This is a genomic window from Persicimonas caeni (assembly GCF_006517175.1).
Classification (GTDB): Bacteria; Myxococcota_A; Bradymonadia; order Bradymonadales; family Bradymonadaceae; genus Persicimonas; species Persicimonas caeni.
Genome location: NZ_CP041186.1, coordinates 7,892,633 through 7,910,475 on the forward strand (window position 1 = coordinate 7,892,633; position 17,843 = coordinate 7,910,475).

The following is a 17,843-nucleotide window of genomic DNA, read 5'->3' on the forward strand; positions in this document are numbered from 1 at the left end:
GGATGAGGATTCCCGCCAGTACGTATCGCGTTCAACTTGGCCCCGATTTCGGGTTTCGCGACGCCGAAGCGCTCGTGCCGTATCTCGACGCGCTGGGGGTGTCGGATCTCTACCTCTCGCCTATCTTGGCGCCGCGTGAGGGGAGCACGCACGGCTACGATGTCGCAGATCCCAGCCGGCTCAACCCCGTGTTGGGCACGAGGGGAGACTTCGACAGCCTGTCGCAAACACTGCGCGAGCATCAGATGGGGCTGCTGCTCGACATCGTCCCCAATCATATGGCGGCCTCCCCGCAGAATCCTTGGTGGGCCGACGTTCTCGCGCGGGGACAGCGCTCCGAGTACGCAGACTTTTTCGATATCGAGTGGGCCCCACCCTGGCCCAATGGGTCAGAAAAACTCCTGATACCCGTCCTGGGAGACCATTATGCCGAGGTGCTCGAGCGCGGTGAACTCCAACTCGCGCAGACCGAAGATGGCTATGTCGTTCAGTATTTCGACAATGTCTTCCCGCTATCGCCCGAGACCTCCGAGGAGTTGGACGCCAACCGCATCGAGGCGCTCAACTCGGATCCTGAAGCGCTCGATGCCGTGCTGGACGAGCAACACTACAGCCTGCGCTACTGGAAGAGCGAGCGGTATGAACTCAACTACCGTCGCTTTTTTAATATCAGCGACCTTGCCGGCCTGCGGGTGGAGCGACCGCGCGTTCGCCACGAATTGCACGAGTTGATAGGACACCTGTGGGAGGAGCGCGGGGTGACTGGGCTGCGCGTCGATCATATTGACGGGCTGCGCGAGCCCAAAGCTTACCTCGATTGGTTGCGCCGTACTTTCCGCGGGCCGGGGGACTCCAACCCATATGTGCTCGTAGAGAAAATCCTCGCCCCCCACGAGCGCCTCCCCGACGACTGGCCTGTTGCAGGAACCACCGGCTACGACTACTTGAACAAACTCAACGGCGTGTTCGTCGACCCCGACGGCCATCGCAAACTCGCCGAGGTGTACGCTCGTTTTACCGGGCGCTCCGAAGCGTTTCGCACGGTGGTCTACGAGAAGAAGCGTTTTGTGCTCGAGTGGCTTTTTCAGGCCGAGCTGGAGTTGATGCGCCGCGACCTCGTCACGCTCGCTTCAAAAATGCGGCGCGGACGAGACTTGACCGCGCGCGAGGTCGGCGATGCACTCGCCGAAGTGTCGTCGTGTTTGAGCGTCTACCGTACATACACCAGGGGTGCCCGAGTCGCCGAGCGTGACCGCGAGCATATCGAGCAAGCAGTCGACACGGCGCGAAGTTATCGACCGCAGCTCGATTCGGCCGCATACGATTTTGTCGAGCGAGTCCTCTTGCTCGAAGTGCCGGAGCGACTGCTCGAAGAGGCCTTCGAGTTCGTCCAAACGTGGCAGCAATTCACCCCGCCGTTGATGGCCAAGGGGCTCGAAGACACTTCGCTGTACGTCTACAACCACCTCATTTCGCTGAACACGGTCGGCGGGGAACCCGACGAGGCGGACGTCTCACTGAGTGAGTTTCACGCGTTCAATGAAGAGCGCTCCCAAAAATGGCCCGGGGCAATGAATTCGACGTCCACACACGACTCCAAACGGGGTGAGGACGTGCGCAACCGGATCGATGTGCTCTCCGAGATGCCGGAGGCATTCGAGAGACGCCTGACTCAGTGGGCCGAGTGGAACGAGCCCAAAAAAATCAGCCCCGAGATTGCCGAGCCGCCCAGCCGCAACGAGGAGATGCTGCTGTACCAAACCCTGTTGGGAAGCTGGCCGCTCGATGAGTCGGAGCTCGACTCGTTTCCCGGACGTCTGCGCGAGTATCTGGTCAAATCGGCGCGCGAGGCAAAGGAGCAAACGAGCTGGCATGACACCGATGAGGGTCACGAGTACGCGCTCGTTCGGTTCGCCGAGCGAATTCTCGACGACAGCGGGCCAAATCCCTTCCTCGAAGATTTTCTCGAGATTCAAGAAGAACTAGCCTTCTTCGGGGCGCTCAACAGCTTGTCGCAGGTAGTACTCAAAGTCGCCTCGCCCGGCGTGCCCGACATTTACCAGGGGAGCGAGCGTTGGAACCTGACGCTCGTCGATCCCGACAACCGCCGACCGGTCGACTTTGACAGGCTCTATGACACGCTGCATGAAATGCAGGACGTGCCTGCGGAGCATCGCAGCGCTTACGCGGTTTCGCTGCTACGAGACTGGAAGGATGCCCGGATCAAGCAATTCGTGACCTGGCGCGCACTGTCCCTGAGGAGGCAGCGCCCGTCCCTCTTCATCCATGGCGACTATCGACCCCTTTACGGGCGTCAAAAGGCTCGTCCCTATGTTTGCGCCTTTGTCCGGAGGCACGAGGGGAGCCATGTCATCGCGGTTGCGCCGCGTCGGTTGAGCCGAAGGGTCGACCCATTCGAATTGCCGGTAGGGTCAGTATGGGAGAATGATTGCCTTCGACTGCCAAGCGACCTGCCCTCGCGCTGGACGAACGCGCTGACCGGCGAGGTCGTCGAAGCGGTCGACCGGCCCGAATGTGGTCTAGCCCTGGAGGAGGTATTCGCCACATTGCCGGTCGCGCTGCTGGAGGCGACAGAGTAGCCAAGAAATGACGAAGGCGCCTCGCGGCGCCCTCATCGTGACTTGATGGACTGCGTGGTGAATCAGAGACCGCGTCGACCTTCGGCGATAGCGCGGACCTCGGCATTCTCGAAGAGCGCCTCGGCGCCGTGGCCGGTGCTCTCGAGAGGACTGGTCACATCGATACCACGCTCTTTTTCACCACCGATGTCGCTGGTGTGCTTGACCGCGCTGAGCAGCGGGTCGACCAGATCGAGCGCCCAATCGTGGACGTCGAAATTGAACGAGAGGTACTGCTTGCCCGCCTCAAACTCGACTTCATTAAGGGTGAAGAAGACCGAGCGGCGACTGTCGTAATGGAACGGAGTCCACTCCGTGGGGAGTGCAGGCATGTCCTGCATCTCGTCCTCGTCGCCTTCGTCTTCGTCGAAGGGCATCGGCACCGGGCTGCCATCCGAGCGCTTCTCGTCATAGCGCGGGTCGACGCGCACGACGCCCTCACCGGCCACAAAGCCGGCAACGCTGAAGCTCGGGCTGATTGTTTCGGCTGCGCCCTCGTCCGAATGCTGAACTTCGGCGATCGGCTCGAGGCGCACACTGACGAGGTAGCGACCTGCACGCGGCAGGTCTACGGGCTCGCCGAGCTTGACCGTTTCTCCGTTGGCCACGTCGAAGTGAAGACGTGTCGGGTTACGCGTACTGTACGCGATCGAGCCCAAGTCGCTGGACAACGGTTCGAGGCGAATCTCGGAAATGGCGAGGCCGAGTTCGCTCAGATAAAGGTTGCCCGGCAAGTTCGACGTGCCGGAGACGGAAAACTCCGGAACCACCGTCACCGACTGCTCGCGCTGAACTGCCTCGGTCGGCTGCGGAGTGCCGAAATCGACGTCTCCGCACCCCGCGGCAGCCGTGGCTGCGAGAACACCAGCAAGGGCAACGCTTCTGACTTTCATGAGTCGCATCGTAAAGACCCTTATCCAACGAGTTCTTTTTTCAGTGCCAACAATTCATCGGTCGAATTCACAATTTGGCTGAGCCTGGGGCGCTTCATCTGCAAAATCTCAGCCGCACGCGTGATGTTGCCGCCTGTTTCGATGAGCGCGCGCCGAATCGACTCGAGCTCGAGGCGCTTTTTGATGCTCGCCAAGGACAGCCCCTCAGCAATGATTTGCTCGACAAGCGCCTCTTCGGGGTCCTCGTATGTCTCGCCGACCTCTTCATACTCTTCGAGTTCGACCTCATAGTCAATTTCCGGCAACTCGAAGTCGACTTCGCCGTCGGCGAAGAATTCGCTGAACTCCTGGACGTGCGACATCTCGACCGTCTCGCCCTCGACGAACAGCAGGATGCTCTTGACGAAGTTCTGCAGCTCTCGAATGTTGCCCGGCCAGCTATAAGAGGCCAAAAACTTGAGCACGTCTTTGGAGAACTGCTTGGGCTGGCGACCACCCGCGTAGACTCTCGCAAAGTGAGCGACCAGACGCGGAATGTCCTGGCGACGCTGTCGCAGCGCCGGGACTTCCATGACCACGCCTTTGAGGCGGTAGTACAGGTCGAGGCGAAATTCGCCGCGCTTGACCATCTCCTCGAGGTTCTTGTTGGTCGCGCAGACGACGCGCACATCGACTTGCTGAGTCTCCGTGCCGCCGACTTTCTCGAAAGTGCCTTCTTGAAGCACCCGCAGAAGCGCGACCTGGGTCTTGGCCGAAATATCGCCAATTTCGTCGAGGAAAATTGTCCCACCATCGGCGAGCTCGAAGCGACCGACCTTTTCGGAGACAGCTCCGGTGAACGCACCTTTGACGTGGCCGAAGAGCTCGCTGAGAAGCAGGTCTTCGACGAACGCGGCACAATTGACTTTGACGAACGGCCCGCTCGTGCGCTTGCTGTGCGTATGCACGGCCTCAGCCATCAGCTCTTTACCCGTACCCGACTCGCCCTGAAGCAAGACCGGGGAGTCGCTCTCCGCGACCCGATCAATGATGCGGAAGAGCTGGTGGAGCCTGGGGTCCTCGCCGACGATGTCGCCGTAACGGCTGCGCCAGCGCTTGAATGCCGGGTCCTGAGCGTCGACGGTGTTCGACTTCGCGTCTTCTTCGGGAGCATCGTCATGCTCGATATCGAACTCTTCGGGCACTTCGCCTTTGAGTTCGCGTACCACAGTGACGAGATCCTGATGCAACGGGACCGAGAAGAAATCGCCGCGGTGAGCCACGGGGATGTCTGCCGCACGCCCTTTGAGTTCTTGGAGTTCACGCTCCAACAGCGCCCGTGCTTCCTCGGGCCGGTCGTTCTCGCGTAGCGCACGAGCGACAGCAAAGGAGAGCCGGAGCGCGTCGCGAGTGTGGCCGGCGCCATGAGCTCGTTCAGCCGCCTCCCGACCGGAGGTCAGCGCCGGCTCGTAGTCGCCGTCTTCGATCGCAATGAGGATGCGCGCCAACTCGTAGAGCGCGTCGAGTTGAGGCTGTCGAGCCTCTTTTTCGGGGAGCTCGAATTCCTCGACGATGCGCTCGGCGGCCTTTTTCTGTCCCAACGCCAAATGGGCCTCGACCGAGCGCAGAAGCGCTTCGCGCACAGGCAGGCTCGACGCGGTGCTCTCATCGTCCGCATCGGTCAACCGCGCAAACACCTCGAGCGCCTCTTCATACTTGCGCTGGTCGAGCAGGATGCTCCCGAGCACCGCCGTCGGAAGGGTCCCCACAAAATGTGTGGTTTCGTCGCCTTCTTGACGCTCTTCGAGGTGGTCGATGATCGACAGTGCGCGCTCGAAGGCGCCAATGTCCTGATAGAGGGTCACGAGGTTGTAGGCCGCCAAGCCATAGCTCGCTTCGGCGCCCTCTTGGCGCGATGCGCGCAGCCCTTCGAGATAATGGCGAAGCGCCTCTTCGTATCGCCCTTTGCGTTGGTGGACGATGCCGAGGTTGAGGAAGACGTAGGCACGCGGAATGGCCGCCGGAGAACGCGCAATTTCACGAGCGCGCTCCAGGCGGTCGAGCGCCTCGGAGAAATCCTTTTCCTGGAGGCATACCAGCCCGAGGTTGGCCTCGGCGCGGGCCACTTCGTCGTCCCAGCCCCATTCGGCGGCCAGCGTACGGTTCTTGACGAACAGCTCCCTGCCCTTTTGACACTCACCGCGAAGTACCGTCACCTTGCCGATGAGGTTGCGTGCGTGCAGCAGCGACATGTCGAGATGGTGTCGATCGCGCGTATCGAGTTGGCGCGCCTCTTCAATCTGCTCGAGCACCTCGAGAGCGCGCTCTTCGGCGGCCTGATGTCGGCCCTGTGAGAACATCGCCTCGCCTTCACCGAGTTTGGCTTCGATCCAAATCTCGCGAAGCTCGGGGTTCTGGGCGGTGAGGTCGGCGGCTTTGACGAATCGGTCTGTCGCCGAGTCATACTCGCCGATACGAATCAGCAACTGGCCAGTCTGGCAATTCAGGCGAGCCAGGGCCTGCTCGTCGTCGACCAGCTTCTGCAGTTTGCTGCAGTGGGCCAGCGCCTTGCGGTGATTGCCCAACGCCGAGTGAACCTCGATGAGCTGGGCATGAATCTCGCGACTATCTTCGTCACGTTCGGAAAACTCGAGCAGCGACTCGAGCAGGTCCTGTGCTTGGTCGTAGTCGCGTCGCGAGATGAGCCGCTTGGCCGCCCTCTTTCCGTACTTGAGTCCCGCGGCCACGTTGCCCGCGGCGAGGCAGTGGCGTGCCAAAAAGGCCGCCGAGGCCTCGCTGTTGTCGTTGGCGAGTTCGGCGTCGGCCAGCGCTTGGTGGATCTCGCGTCGAGTGTCCTGCTCGAGCGTGTCGATCACCGCACGCGCGAATTCCGGACTCTCGATATGAACACGCACGGTGCCGGCGCCGATCTTGCGCTCGACAAAACCGAGTTCGGTCAGATGGCGCAGCGAGCGGGCGAAAAACTCCGAGGCCTGCAGCAACGACAGCGCCGAATGCAGCGTGTCGACCAAAATCGGCTCGGCCGCGACGGCCAAGACGTTGATCAACGTGCGCTCGAGCCGCTCGAGTCGGTCGTAGCGAAAGAGCCAGAAATTCTCGACGTCTTCGGGCAGGCTCTCGACCAGCTCACCGAGCCGCCGCGGATCACCGCCGGTCGACTCGATAAAACGACGGACGACGGCGGGGTCAGCCAAGAATTCGCGTACCGATTCCTCGGCGGCCTCAGACAAGTCAATCGTGGTCGTCGGAACGTGCTCGAGATCGACCGGGATGGCGTCGGCGCCTTCCAGATAAACCAAGCGGCCTTGCCCTTTCTCGATGGCGTCGAGTTCGGGAGTCAGTTGCTCGATAGGATCGGCGAAAAAGAAGCTCGACAGGTGGTCGAGTGCCTTGAGTTCGCTCGGCGGGCAGTGCTGAGCGTTGAGCACGAGCAACACCGCCGGAAGGCCCTTCGAAAGGCTCGTCCACAGCCGACACAGGGTGTCGGCATAGAGGTTTCCGCCGGCCGCTGGAAAATGACCGCTCTGGGTCTGGTCGCTGGCCGACGAAACGAATTCAAAGAGGTGGCGCGCGTCATCCGAGAGTCGACCGCGCTGGTCGGCTACACGAACGTAATCGTTGAGGATGTCGAGAAATTTGGTTCCAGTGCCGGCTGCACCGGTAGGATCGAGAATAAAGAGAGGAAGACCATGCTTGTCGAGCGCCCCGCGCAACTGCGGAGCGTCGCGATGCACGTGAGAAGCCGTCACACCCTTCAAGATGAAGATTTGTCCGGCAGATTCGGGGCGCGCGAGGTTATCTGCGATAGCCTCGGCATCCCATCGGCCGACTTCGTTCGGTTGGCGTCTTGGCCCTTCCGACATGAGCGCTCCTCTCGGCTCAAGCCCGGTTTGTCAGCATCCCATCATTCCCAGGCGCTTGTGCCGCTACACAATGAGCAAGATCAGCGTGCAAAATCTTAAGCACTCGATCTTGCGTGTCGAGGGACTACCCAGTGAACTGCCCTCGTGCGGACTATTCGCGCCTATAAGGCAATGAAGTATACAGATTTCGCTGTAGAACACAATGCGCGTTCAGCACAATGTCCTACATGTGGGTGAATGTGCACGCGTTCTTACCTCTCACGACTCCTCTTCGAGTACTGGAGTCGTGTCTTTATCCCATGTATAGTGCAGATGGATGGGTCCGAATTTGACGCCGCACCACGCGGCTCTTTAGTGTATGAGGTTTATGAAGATGGAACGACAAAGTCTGATTTTTCTCGCCGTACTCGTCATTTTTTCGCTGGCGTGCGGCATCATCGATGACGACGACACCAACGTCAGCTACGAGGAAGAAGTCCAGCAGTCCTTTACGGTCGACGCCAATCAACTGTGTCCGGAGAGAATAGACTGTCAGGCCAACCAGCAACCGTCCCCGTCGGACGAAGAGCTCCAGCCCATCGAGGTCACCAAAGATATCGACGTGGTCGCCGAGACGGGTAACCAAGAGCTGGCTGATTTTGCCGGTGCGTTTCGCTCCATTGAAATCACCGCCATCGACTACAAGGCCGAGAACAACGACCTGACTTTCGATCTGCCGCCGACGACGCTGTATGTCGGCCCGATGGGCGTGACGAGCAAAGAAGACGAGGGCGTAGTCGAGCTTGCCACCATTCCGGCAATTCCTGCCGGAGAGAATAAAACGGGCCAGGCTCAGGTTTCGGACTCCAGCCGGGCCGCCTCCAGTGAGTTGTTCAAAGACTTGAAGCTTTCGACGGTTGTGTTTGCGCAGCCAGTGGTTAAAAAGGACCAGCCGTTGCCGCCCTCGGGGAGCACGAAATTGACCTTGACGATTCACGTCAAGTTCACGGCGAACCCGCAGGACGCCCTTTAATCATACTTCGCCCCAGAGCCTCTTTGGAGATGATGCGACAAACACTGCCAACCCTCATCGCCGCAGCGCTGCTCACTGCGGCGTTTGCGCCGGCCTCGATGGCCCAGGATAAGGTCCAGAAGCCAACGAAGCCGGCGTCCACCAGCAGCGCCGAAATGGTCGTCGACTACAACGGCACGCTCCAAGACGAGAACGCCAAGCCAGTAAGCGGCGTCTTCCACTTGGAGTTCAAGCTTTACGACGGTCAGCACGCCAAACGTTCGTCCTGGAACGAACGCCACTTCGTGGCGGTCGTCGATGGCGTCTATACGGTGCCGCTGGGCAGCGCGAAGTCCCTCGAGCGCAGCCTGGTGCCCAAAGACGCGTGGATTGGCGTCGAACTTGTCGGTGAAGGTGAGTTGCTGCGCGACCGCTTCGCTTTGTCCGACGGCGGCTCGCAAGCCTCGAAAGGCGTCGACGACATCGCCATTTCCGACGAGACCCGCAAGCTGCTGGAGAGCGCTCAAACCAACAGCAAGATTGCGTTTGCTGACGTTGCCGAGCGCGCTGTGACCGCCGACAAGGCCGAGGTGGCGGTGCGCGCCCAGCAAATCGGCGATCTGAGCGCCGACGAGTTGGAGAAGAAAGCAGAGGTGGCACTGGAGCGCCTCGGCGAGCATATCGCTGACCCCGACGCGCATTCGGCGACCGGAGGCATTCGCCTCGACGGTGAACGCGCGGTTCAAAAGCGCGTCGGTGGCCCGGGCGGCGCGCCCTATCAGGTCAACTGCCCTCCCGGATATGTCGTCACCGGCATCAAGGGAGGCGCTGGCAAGCTCATCGACAGTGTCCAACTCATCTGCCAGAAGCTTCGATGATGATTCCCAACACGAACCTCTCTGCCAAATTGTGCGCTCTGGCGGCGCTATGGATGTTGGCCGCCGCCGGGTGCGACTCGAAGTCGCGCGGCGAGCGTCAAACTCCGTCCAGCGCCGACGAAGACAAAGTCGCGGCCGCTGCTGATGTCGCATCGGCCAAGACGAACGAGGCCGCCGCCAAGGCAAAGGCCGAGGCCCCCAAAGCCAGTGATCTGGCGCGCTATACTGCCGACATCCAGGGCTCCGGCGCCTTGACGGCCACCATCGAGACCACCCTGGGAGTCGTGAAGTGCGAGCTTTATGAAAAACAGGCTCCCGTGACAGTGGCCAATTTTGTAGGCCTCGCCACTGGAAAGAAGACGTGGGTCGATCCACAGACCGGGGAGCTTCGACAAAACGCGCCGTATTACGACGGCGTCGAGTTCCACCGGGTGATTCCGAACTTCCTCATTCAGGCCGGCGACCGAACCGCCACCGGTTCGAGCGGCCCCGGCTACACCCTCCCCGACGAGTTCCATCCCGAGTTGCGCCATGACGAGGCCGGAGTGCTCAGCATGGCGAACAAAGGGAAGCCCGACAGCGCCGGCAGTCAGTGGTTCATCACCGAGGCGCCGATCCCGCACCTCGACAATCGGCATTCGGTCTTTGGCCAGTGCGAAGACCTCGATGTGGTCAAAAAGATCGCGCGCGTACCCACGGGACCGCAGAACCGTCCCAAAGATCCCCCGAAAATTGAGAGCATTAGCTTTTCGCGCGAGCTCACCGAAGCGGCGACAAACTAGCCGGCCGGTGACGACGAAGGCGGCGAATGATCACGAGGACTCAAGCCTCGACGTCATCCTCTTCGCCACCGGCGTCCTCTTGGTTTCGACGCCGAAGTGACCAACGCCGACGCTGTGACTGCTCGTTGGTGTCCTCTTGCATCTCCTCGTCGTCTTCGAGGTCGTCCTCTTCCTCTTTGGATCGCGTGCGCTTGACCCGCATCTTGCCGCGCGCCGACGGCCGAAAAGCCTGATCGTTGGGGATGAAGCGCACCTCCATTTTGACCTCGAACGACAGGCTGGTCAGGATCTTGGCGAGTTCGCCGCCCAGATCCATATTTTCCAGAAAGAGACGAATCTCGCGCGACAAAATCCGCAGAAACTCGCGCTTGGTTGTATCGACCTGCCCGAGAATGAAGCTCACGGCTTCGCGTGGCAGCTTACGGTCGCTCAGCCGCGCACGAAACCCTTCGCCTCCTCCCTCGGCGCCTGGAGCTTCGCCCTCTTGCGAGGAGCGCTTGAGAATATCGGGCACCAAGCTTTCGAGGGACTTGAGCACGCGCGCCACCGATTCTGGATCGCGCGGAATGCTCCATCCTTCGGCCTCGAATTCCGCCTCGTCGAACAGATGCTCGTCTTCGAACCTCTCGTCGAACGCGTCTTCGTACGAGTCCTCGAAGTCGTCTTCGTCCCGTTTTTTCTTCTTGTCGTCACTCACGGATGCCGCTCACTCGCTGAGGGTAGCCGTCGAACTCACTACCGGTAAATGTTTTGCACGACGATCGTCTCGGCACGCTTGGGGCCGACCGACACAAGCGTGATAGGCACCTCCAAGATGGTCTGCAGGCGACTCAGGAAGTGCTTGGCCTCGTGAGGAAGCTCGTCGCGAACGCGCACCCCGCTGATATCCTCGCTCCAACCGGCCACTTCCTCGTACACGGGCACGAGCGTCTCGAGGACCTGCGGGTCCATCGGCGGTTCGTCGTACTCGTTTCCGTCGGGGTCGGTGTAGCCGACACAGATTTTGACCGTGTCGATGCCCGAGAGCACATCGAGCTTGGTCACCGCCAGGCCGGTAAAGCCGTTGACGCGCGCGGCGTAGCGAAGCGCGGCCGCGTCGATCCAACCGCAACGGCGCGGCCGCCCGGTGGTGCTGCCGTATTCGTTGCCGGTGTCGCGCAGATGCTGGCCAATCTCGTCGTCGAGTTCGGTGGGAAACGGACCGGCGCCCACGCGCGTGCAATACGCCTTGGTGATCCCGGTCACCCCGTCGATCTGAGACGGGGCGATGCCGGCGCCCACGCACACCCCGCCACTGGTGGTGTGGCTCGAGGTCACGAACGGGTAGGTCCCCAGGCCAATGTCGAGCAGGGTTCCCTGCGCGCCTTCGAAAAGCACGTTTCGGCCCCGGGAGACCTGGTCGTAGACAAAGCGGTTAGCATCGCCGACGAACGGCTCGATTCGGCGGCCGTAGTTGAGCATCGACTCGACGAGCGCGTCGACCTCCAGGGCATCTTCCCCGTGCCACTCGAGCAGCACGTTCTTTTCGGCCAGGTTCGCCTCCAGCTTGGCGCGCAGCCGCTCCTCGTCGAGCAGGTCGCGCACAAACACCGAGCGGCGACCGACCTTGTCCTCGTAACACGGTCCGATGCCGCGTCCGGTCGTACCGATCTTGTCATCGCCCTTGGCCTTCTCGCGCAGGATGTCGAGCAAGCGGTGGTAGGGCATGATCACGCTGGCGTCTTCCGAAATAAGAAGCTGCTCGTCGCGCTCGAGAAACCCTCGCTCGCGCAGCGCGTCGATCTCCTGGAGGAGGACCTCCGGGTCGAGCACCACGCCTTGGCCGATCACGCAGGTCTTCGAGCCGTGCAAGATGCCGCTGGGGATCAGGTGGAGCACGGTCTTTTGAACCTCACCGTCGCGCTCGACCACGAGGGTATGGCCGGCGTTGTTTCCACCCTGGAAACGCACGACCACGTCGGCGAACTCGGTGTAGAGGTCGACGACCTTGCCCTTTCCTTCATCGCCCCACTGGGCGCCAATGACCACATTTGCTGCCATGAGATAGCTGCCGGTGTCAGAGTAAGTTATCGGCGTAGACGCCCTGGGCCGCGGCAACCGCCCGGCCCCGCTCGACATCCATGCCGAGCTCTTCGAGCGTCAGTTCCAATGCGCTGAGCGCATTGAGTATGTCGCTTCGGTCGAAAAAGCCAATATGACCGATGCGGAAAAGTCGAGGTTTGAGATGCGCCTGGCCGCCGGCGATGGTCGCCCCGTGCTTGTCGAGCATCGTACGCACCACATCGGGGCCAGAAAAGCCCTCCGGGACCAACACTGCAGACACGGAGTTGGCCGGCCGACTGGCCAGCAACTCGAGTCCGAGCGCCTGGACCCCGGCGCGGGTGGCGTCTGCATTGACCTGATGGCGCGCGACGAGCGCGTCGCGCCCCTCCTCGACCATCATCCGCAGCACCACCTGAGCGGCGATGATTTGGGTGATCCCGGGGGTAAAGGCGGTCTGGTCGTCGAGTTGTTTCTTCTTCTCGCGCGCCAGGTCGAAATAATAGCGCGGGTGATCGGAGTCGGCGGCGCGTTCCCATGCGCGTTCGCTGGCGGCTACAAAGCCGAGCCCGGGCGGAATGCCGAAGGCTTTTTGGGAGCCTGCCACCAAAATATCGATGCCCGAGGCATCCATCGGAACCCGGTGCACGCCCACGGCGGTAATGCCGTCGACGGCAAAGAGTGCATCGCTCTTGTCGTGGATGACTTCGGCGACCTCTTCGAACGGATGGAGCACCCCAGTCGACGTCTCACTGGCCGTCAGGGTGACCATGGCGCAGTCGGGGTGGGCGTCGAGCGCATCGGCGACTTGTTGGGGGTCGACCGCTTCTCCCCATTCGACGTCGAGATCGACCACGTTCATCCCGTAGGCGCGCCCAATCTCTCCCCATCGCTCACCGAACTTTCCGCCGCCGATGCAGATGATCGTGTCGGAGCGCTTGGTGAAGTTAATCATGGCCGCTTCGAACGTGCCTGTGCCGCTCGCGGTCACCGTCAAGACCGGCTGCTCGGTCTCGAAGAGCCAACCGAGGCGCTCGCGAACCTCTCCGAAGACGACGCGAAACTCTTGGCCGCGGTGGTGAATGAGGCTTTTGGCCATCGCCAGCCGGGCCTCTTCGGGGACCGGGGTGGGGCCAGGCGCCAGTAGGAACTGTCTGTCCATGGAGAGTCCTCGTCGACGAAGACGTGGGCCTGGGGTCGAACCCGCACAGAGATGCGCGCCTCGATGGCGAAGGTCCAAGCCCGTGAATTCACTGCATTGGGTACAACTGTGGCGTATCACTGTCAACGCGCAGGATTGACCACATACAGTCAGCGGCCCGTCAACTCGTTCACTGCATTTTCGAGGCCCGACAGGTTGGTGGTAAAGAACGGCTCGAAGAGCTCATCTCGAGTCGCCCGGCCCATCCGGATGCCAGTGTCTCGCACTGACAGCGTCACGTATTGCCCCGCCGGCAGGCCGATTTTGTCGGGCGGCTGCGTTGAAATCGAGCGCCACCCCTCCGGCCAATTCGCCGAGTACTTCCAGGCGCAGTGAGCGCTGCAGCTTCTTCTCGGTCGCCTTGTGGGCGCTGATATCGACCACCGTACAGAGCCAATCGCGTTCGTTCGACGAGCTCAATCCGCTGATCGGCAACCCTGTCATTTCTCCCCAAACGGTGTGTCCCTCCCTCGGCTCATTCTGTCTCTCACTTCGCTGCTTAGCCGTCATGCTTATCCCTGCCATCACTCGAACGCGATTCATCGGCTCGCGCGGCCTTCGCCAATAGTTGCTCGGCTGCCGAGGTCAACCGGCGAAGCGACACGGGCTTAGCCAAAAACACATAATCGACCTCGAGTTGGCCGCCGGTCTCTTCGAGTACGTCAGCTGTATAACCAGACACGAAGATGACCTTGACCTCCGGGAACTGGTCGAGACACTCACGAACCAACTCGACGCCGCTACCTCCGGGCATCACCACGTCGGTGATGACGAGATCGATATCGTCACCATGCTCCTTGATAAAATCACGCGCGGTCGCCACATCGCGCGCCTCGAGCACATTGTAGCCGCGCTGGGACAGAGCCTCGCAAAACGGAAGGCGCAAGTCCTCTTCATCTTCCACGAGCAGCACGGTCGCCGGCGATGACTCGATCGCAGGGGCCTCTTCAGGCTGGTCATTCTCCTCGGCTTCGGCGGGCCAGTCAGCGGCCGGCAAGTACACCGTGAACACAGCACCCTGCCCGGGTTCGCTATCGACGAAAATGCTGCCTTTGAGTTGCTCGACGATGGCGTGCACGATCGTAAGCCCCAGACCGCTGTGCCCCTGTCCGCGCCGTGTCGTAAAGAACGGCTCGAAGGCCCGCGAGTGAAGCTTCGGGTGCATCCCGGGCCCGGTGTCCGAAATCGTGAGCTCGAGCCAACAACGCGCCTCGAGGCCGCGTGGTGGCGGCTTGGCCTCGTCAGGCTCGAGTAATGCCGTTCGGATCAGAATCTCGAGCTCGTCGGCACCGGTGTCGACGGCATTTTGGACCAAATTGCCGATCAGTTGCTCGATCTGCTGTGGATCGGCTTCGACCGGTGGAAGGTCCGGTTGGAGGTCGAGTCGGAGCCGTTGTCCCGCTTGGAGTTTACCGCGCAGTTGAGGCTCGAAAGCCTCGATCATCGGGTTGAGTTGCACCGACACGCGGTGCGTGAGTGGCTCGTGGCTGATGGCCAGCATCTCGCGGGTCAGCTCGCTTCCATCGTCGACCGCCGCCGTGATGCGGTCCAAGCACTTTTCGACGGGAGCGGAAGGTTCGCCCAGATAGGCGCGAAGCAGCTCCGACTGCACCATCATGACGTTGAGCAAGTTGTTGATGTCGTGGGCGAGTCCCCCCGCAAAGCGACCGATGGCCCGCAACGTGCGCGAGCGCGCGACCTCCGGAGGCGTCTGCTGGTGGATGGCAATCGACGTGGCCACCGTGCGGTCATTGCTGGTGGTCAGCGGCTGACAGTGCACGCTTCGCATCACCGGATCGGCCACGCCCTCGAATTCGTAGCGTACAATCGACTCGCGTCCCTCGAGCGCTTCACCCAGCTGGTGGTCGAACGGCTCGCCCAGCTGTGCCAAGGGCCCGTCAGTCACGCTCTCACCGATGACCGGGCTTTGGCCGACGAGCTTCCAGGCCAGCCGTTCGGCAGCAGCATTGAGGTAGAGGACGCGCTTGCCCGGACCCACAACGAAAAACGGGTGCAGGATATGGTGGTAGTGCGCGTACCGATGCATCTGCTCGGCCGAAGGCATCTCCATGTTGGGCGGCTCGACACTTTGTTCGAGCACGCCGTAGACGACCTGGCTGGCGAGTCGCACGAACATCTCTTCGTCTTCGACCCGCATAATATAGCGCTCGAGCCCCTGGCGCAGGGCCTCGAGCAAAGCGGGCGCGTCATCCTGATCTCCGACCATCACCACCGGGGCGACCGGAAAGTGGCTGCGCACCTGCGACATGACGTTCATGCCGTGGGGCTCGACGTCGATCAAAATCACGTCCGGGGCCGGTCGTTCACTGAGAGCGCGTTCGAAGTCGTCCGGCTCACGAATATGGGACGATTTGACCTGAATCTCTTTTTCAAACGCGGGCCGAGAGAGAATGTCATCGGCCTCAGGGAGTTTACCCAACACGAGTACTTGCCAAACACGCTCGGCCACTACACCTCCGTCTGTGGGCGGAACAATCAGCGGTCCATGCTGCCCTCAGGAAAGCCAAGTGACAGGGGAGTCTCGAGCTGGACCCACATGCAGGACCTCTCTGATCAAGTAAGCAACTCGGGAGCGATTTCAACGGGTTCAGCCCCAAGGGAAGCAGTGCTTCAGCATGGGCGGTAGACGTTGGCTCCCGCGCGTTTGCAGATGCAACCAGCCAACTCGGCCTCCAGTAGCGCCGAGTTGAGCCTGGCGGCGGACCACTCGAGCTGGCGCTTGAGTTGATCGACGCCCACGCCCTCGCCTCCTGCGCCGGCCATCTCCCGAATTGCTTTGTAGAGAGCGAGCCCGTCCTCAGAGAGTGACGACGGTACAATGGCAGCTTGCTCGGAGGATTCCTCATCGGGGGACGCTCGAGTCTGTGCACCATTTGGACGTGATGGCTTTGTGGCAACTCTGAGGTTCAATTGCGCGCGCGCCGCGGGCACCTCCAAGACGTGCTCCAGGATGTCGGCGGCGTTGCGCACACACTGGGCGCCCTCGACAAGGAGTTCTAGACACCCCTTGACCAGTGGATCGTCGAGTTCGCCAGGCAGTGCACAGAGGGGGCGCTCGAGCTTCCGAGCCGCACGCGCGGTGATCATCGTGCCGCTCGAAACCTTCGCGCGTACCACCAGGGTAGCGTCGCCCAGCGCGGCAATGAGGTCGTTTCGTCGGTGAAAGTAAAACGGGCGCGGGCGAGTGCCCGGCGGATACTCGCTCACCAGCGCGCCCCGGCCGATGATGTTCGCGAAGACATCGGCGTTGCGCACTGGCGTGGGCCGATCGACGCCACCTGCCAGAACTGAAATAGTCGGCGCCTTGCCTTCCAGACAGCCACGGTGGGCTGCGGCATCGACGCCCAGCGCCCCACCGCTGATGACGACAACGCCAGCCTCGGCCAAATCCTTGGCAATCCGACGCGCCAGGCGTACCCCGCGCACCGTCGCCTTGCGGCTCCCCACAATGGCGACGGTCTTCATATACGCCAACCAGCGCAATGATCCGCGCACATAGAGTTGTTCGGGTGGGTTGTCGAGGTCGAGCAGGCGCGCCGGATACTCCGGTGCGCCTTTCTCGATGATGAAAATATCGTCCTGATGGGCCATCGCTTCGCTCCTGCCTGAGAAACCGGTTGCACACGCCTCCCTTCCAGAGGCCTCATTACGGTTTTCGGCAGAACGCAGCGATTCGTTGCGTAAAAAAACAAAAAACCCGCTCTCGCGGGTTTCTTGGAGGGATTAATCTGATTATTCTCTGTTCGCGACTGTCGCCCTATTCGGCGACCTTGGCGAGAATGACCGTGATATTATCGTCGCCGCCATGATCGTTGGCCATGTCGACGAGCTTTTTGCACAACACCTCGAGATCATCGCCTTCGGCGAGCATCTCTTCGAGGAGGCGATCGTTGACCATGTCGGTCAAGCCATCCGAGCAGAACAAAAAGATGTCACCCGGCTCGAGTTCTTCGTAATGAACGTCGACCTCGACCTCGTCGGTCAAGCCGCACGCACGCGTGATGACGTTCTTGTACGGGAAATACTCGATGTCCTCGGCGGCCAAAATCCCCATGCGCACGTACTCGTTGGCCAGCGAGTGATCTTCGGTACGTTGCTGGAGCTTGCCGTTACGCAGTCGGTAGGCGCGCGAGTCACCAATGTGGGCCAGGTAGACCCCTTCGTTGGTGAAGTACCCGGACACGATGGTCGTGCCCATGCCTCGGTACAGCTCGCTGTCGGAGGCCGCGGTGAAGACCGCCCGGTTGGCCGATTGCACCGCCTGCTGTAGGCGACGCTGGATCAAGTTGATGGTGTCTTCACCGTTGACGGTCTCGGACTCGTAATCGGTGTCCGACATCGTTTCGCGGTAATATTCGACGATCGCCTTGATGGCCATCGCACTGGCGACTTCACCGGATCGGTGGCCGCCCATGCCGTCAGCGACCACGCAGAGAGCCTCGTTGCCTTCAGAAAGGTAGAAGTCGTCTTCGTTGTGATCGCGGGCTTTTCCGACGTCGGTCATGCCGGCACAAATGAGCTTCATGTGCGCTTCC

The 17,843-nt window shown here is 61.3% G+C and carries 12 protein-coding genes; 4 read left to right on the forward strand and 8 right to left on the reverse strand.

Annotated features, from left to right (window positions below; genetic code table 11):
- Positions 1–2 precede the first annotated feature (2 nt).
- Positions 3–2,600: a malto-oligosyltrehalose synthase gene (gene treY, locus FIV42_RS29325; protein WP_141201142.1), complete on the forward strand. Its 2,598-nt coding sequence runs from the start codon at positions 3–5 to the stop codon at positions 2,598–2,600.
- A gap of 62 nt (positions 2,601–2,662) precedes the next feature.
- Here treY and FIV42_RS29330 read toward each other — a convergent pair whose 3' ends face one another.
- Both FIV42_RS29330 and FIV42_RS29335 read right to left on the reverse strand, forming a co-directional pair.
- Complete coding sequence (locus FIV42_RS29330; protein ID WP_141201143.1) at positions 2,663–3,532, reverse strand: hypothetical protein; 870 nt, start codon at positions 3,530–3,532, stop codon at positions 2,663–2,665.
- Between the two features lie 20 nt (positions 3,533–3,552).
- On the reverse strand, positions 3,553–7,395 hold the full coding sequence (locus tag FIV42_RS29335; RefSeq protein WP_141201144.1) for a sigma 54-interacting transcriptional regulator: 3,843 nt from the start codon (positions 7,393–7,395) through the stop codon (positions 3,553–3,555).
- 373 nt (positions 7,396–7,768) lie between these two features.
- On the opposite strand from FIV42_RS29335, the gene FIV42_RS29340 reads away from it, so the two are divergent.
- Genes FIV42_RS29340 through FIV42_RS29350 form a run of 3 tightly spaced genes read left to right on the forward strand, consistent with a single transcriptional unit; the run spans position 7,769 to position 10,046 of the window.
- The gene (locus tag FIV42_RS29340; RefSeq protein ID WP_141201145.1) at positions 7,769–8,407 is read left to right on the forward strand and encodes a hypothetical protein; all 639 of its coding nucleotides are present in this window, start codon (positions 7,769–7,771) and stop codon (positions 8,405–8,407) included.
- 32 nt (positions 8,408–8,439) lie between these two features.
- Entirely contained in the window at positions 8,440–9,264 is an 825-nt protein-coding gene (locus tag FIV42_RS29345; protein WP_141201146.1) for a jacalin family lectin, read from the forward strand.
- On the forward strand, positions 9,261–10,046 hold the full coding sequence (locus tag FIV42_RS29350; protein ID WP_246099075.1) for a peptidylprolyl isomerase: 786 nt from the start codon (positions 9,261–9,263) through the stop codon (positions 10,044–10,046). The genes FIV42_RS29345 and FIV42_RS29350 overlap by 4 nt, the downstream gene beginning before the upstream one ends.
- 40 nt (positions 10,047–10,086) lie before the next feature.
- On the opposite strand, the gene FIV42_RS29355 is transcribed toward FIV42_RS29350, so the two are convergent.
- The 6 genes from FIV42_RS29355 to FIV42_RS29380 all read right to left on the reverse strand — a co-directional run bounded on the left by FIV42_RS29355 (position 10,087) and on the right by FIV42_RS29380 (position 17,833).
- Positions 10,087–10,743: a hypothetical protein gene (locus tag FIV42_RS29355; protein ID WP_141201147.1), complete on the reverse strand. Its 657-nt coding sequence runs from the start codon at positions 10,741–10,743 to the stop codon at positions 10,087–10,089.
- A 38-nt stretch (positions 10,744–10,781) separates the two neighbouring features.
- A complete protein-coding gene (locus FIV42_RS29360; protein WP_141201148.1) occupies positions 10,782–12,086 on the reverse strand; it encodes an adenylosuccinate synthase in 1,305 nt (434 codons plus the stop codon).
- Positions 12,087–12,102: 16 nt separating this feature from the next.
- Entirely contained in the window at positions 12,103–13,248 is a 1,146-nt protein-coding gene (locus FIV42_RS29365) for a pyridoxal-phosphate-dependent aminotransferase family protein (RefSeq protein WP_141201149.1), read from the reverse strand.
- Positions 13,249–13,786: 538 nt separating this feature from the next.
- Positions 13,787–15,589 (reverse strand): ATP-binding response regulator, encoded by a 1,803-nt coding sequence (locus FIV42_RS29370; protein ID WP_146983787.1) that lies wholly within the window; start codon positions 15,587–15,589, stop codon positions 13,787–13,789.
- Positions 15,590–15,918: 329 nt separating this feature from the next.
- Positions 15,919–16,899: a DNA-processing protein DprA gene (gene dprA / locus FIV42_RS29375; protein WP_141201151.1), complete on the reverse strand. Its 981-nt coding sequence runs from the start codon at positions 16,897–16,899 to the stop codon at positions 15,919–15,921.
- Between the two features lie 166 nt (positions 16,900–17,065).
- Complete coding sequence (locus tag FIV42_RS29380; protein ID WP_168211025.1) at positions 17,066–17,833, reverse strand: Stp1/IreP family PP2C-type Ser/Thr phosphatase; 768 nt, start codon at positions 17,831–17,833, stop codon at positions 17,066–17,068.
- Positions 17,834–17,843: the final 10 nt, after the last annotated feature.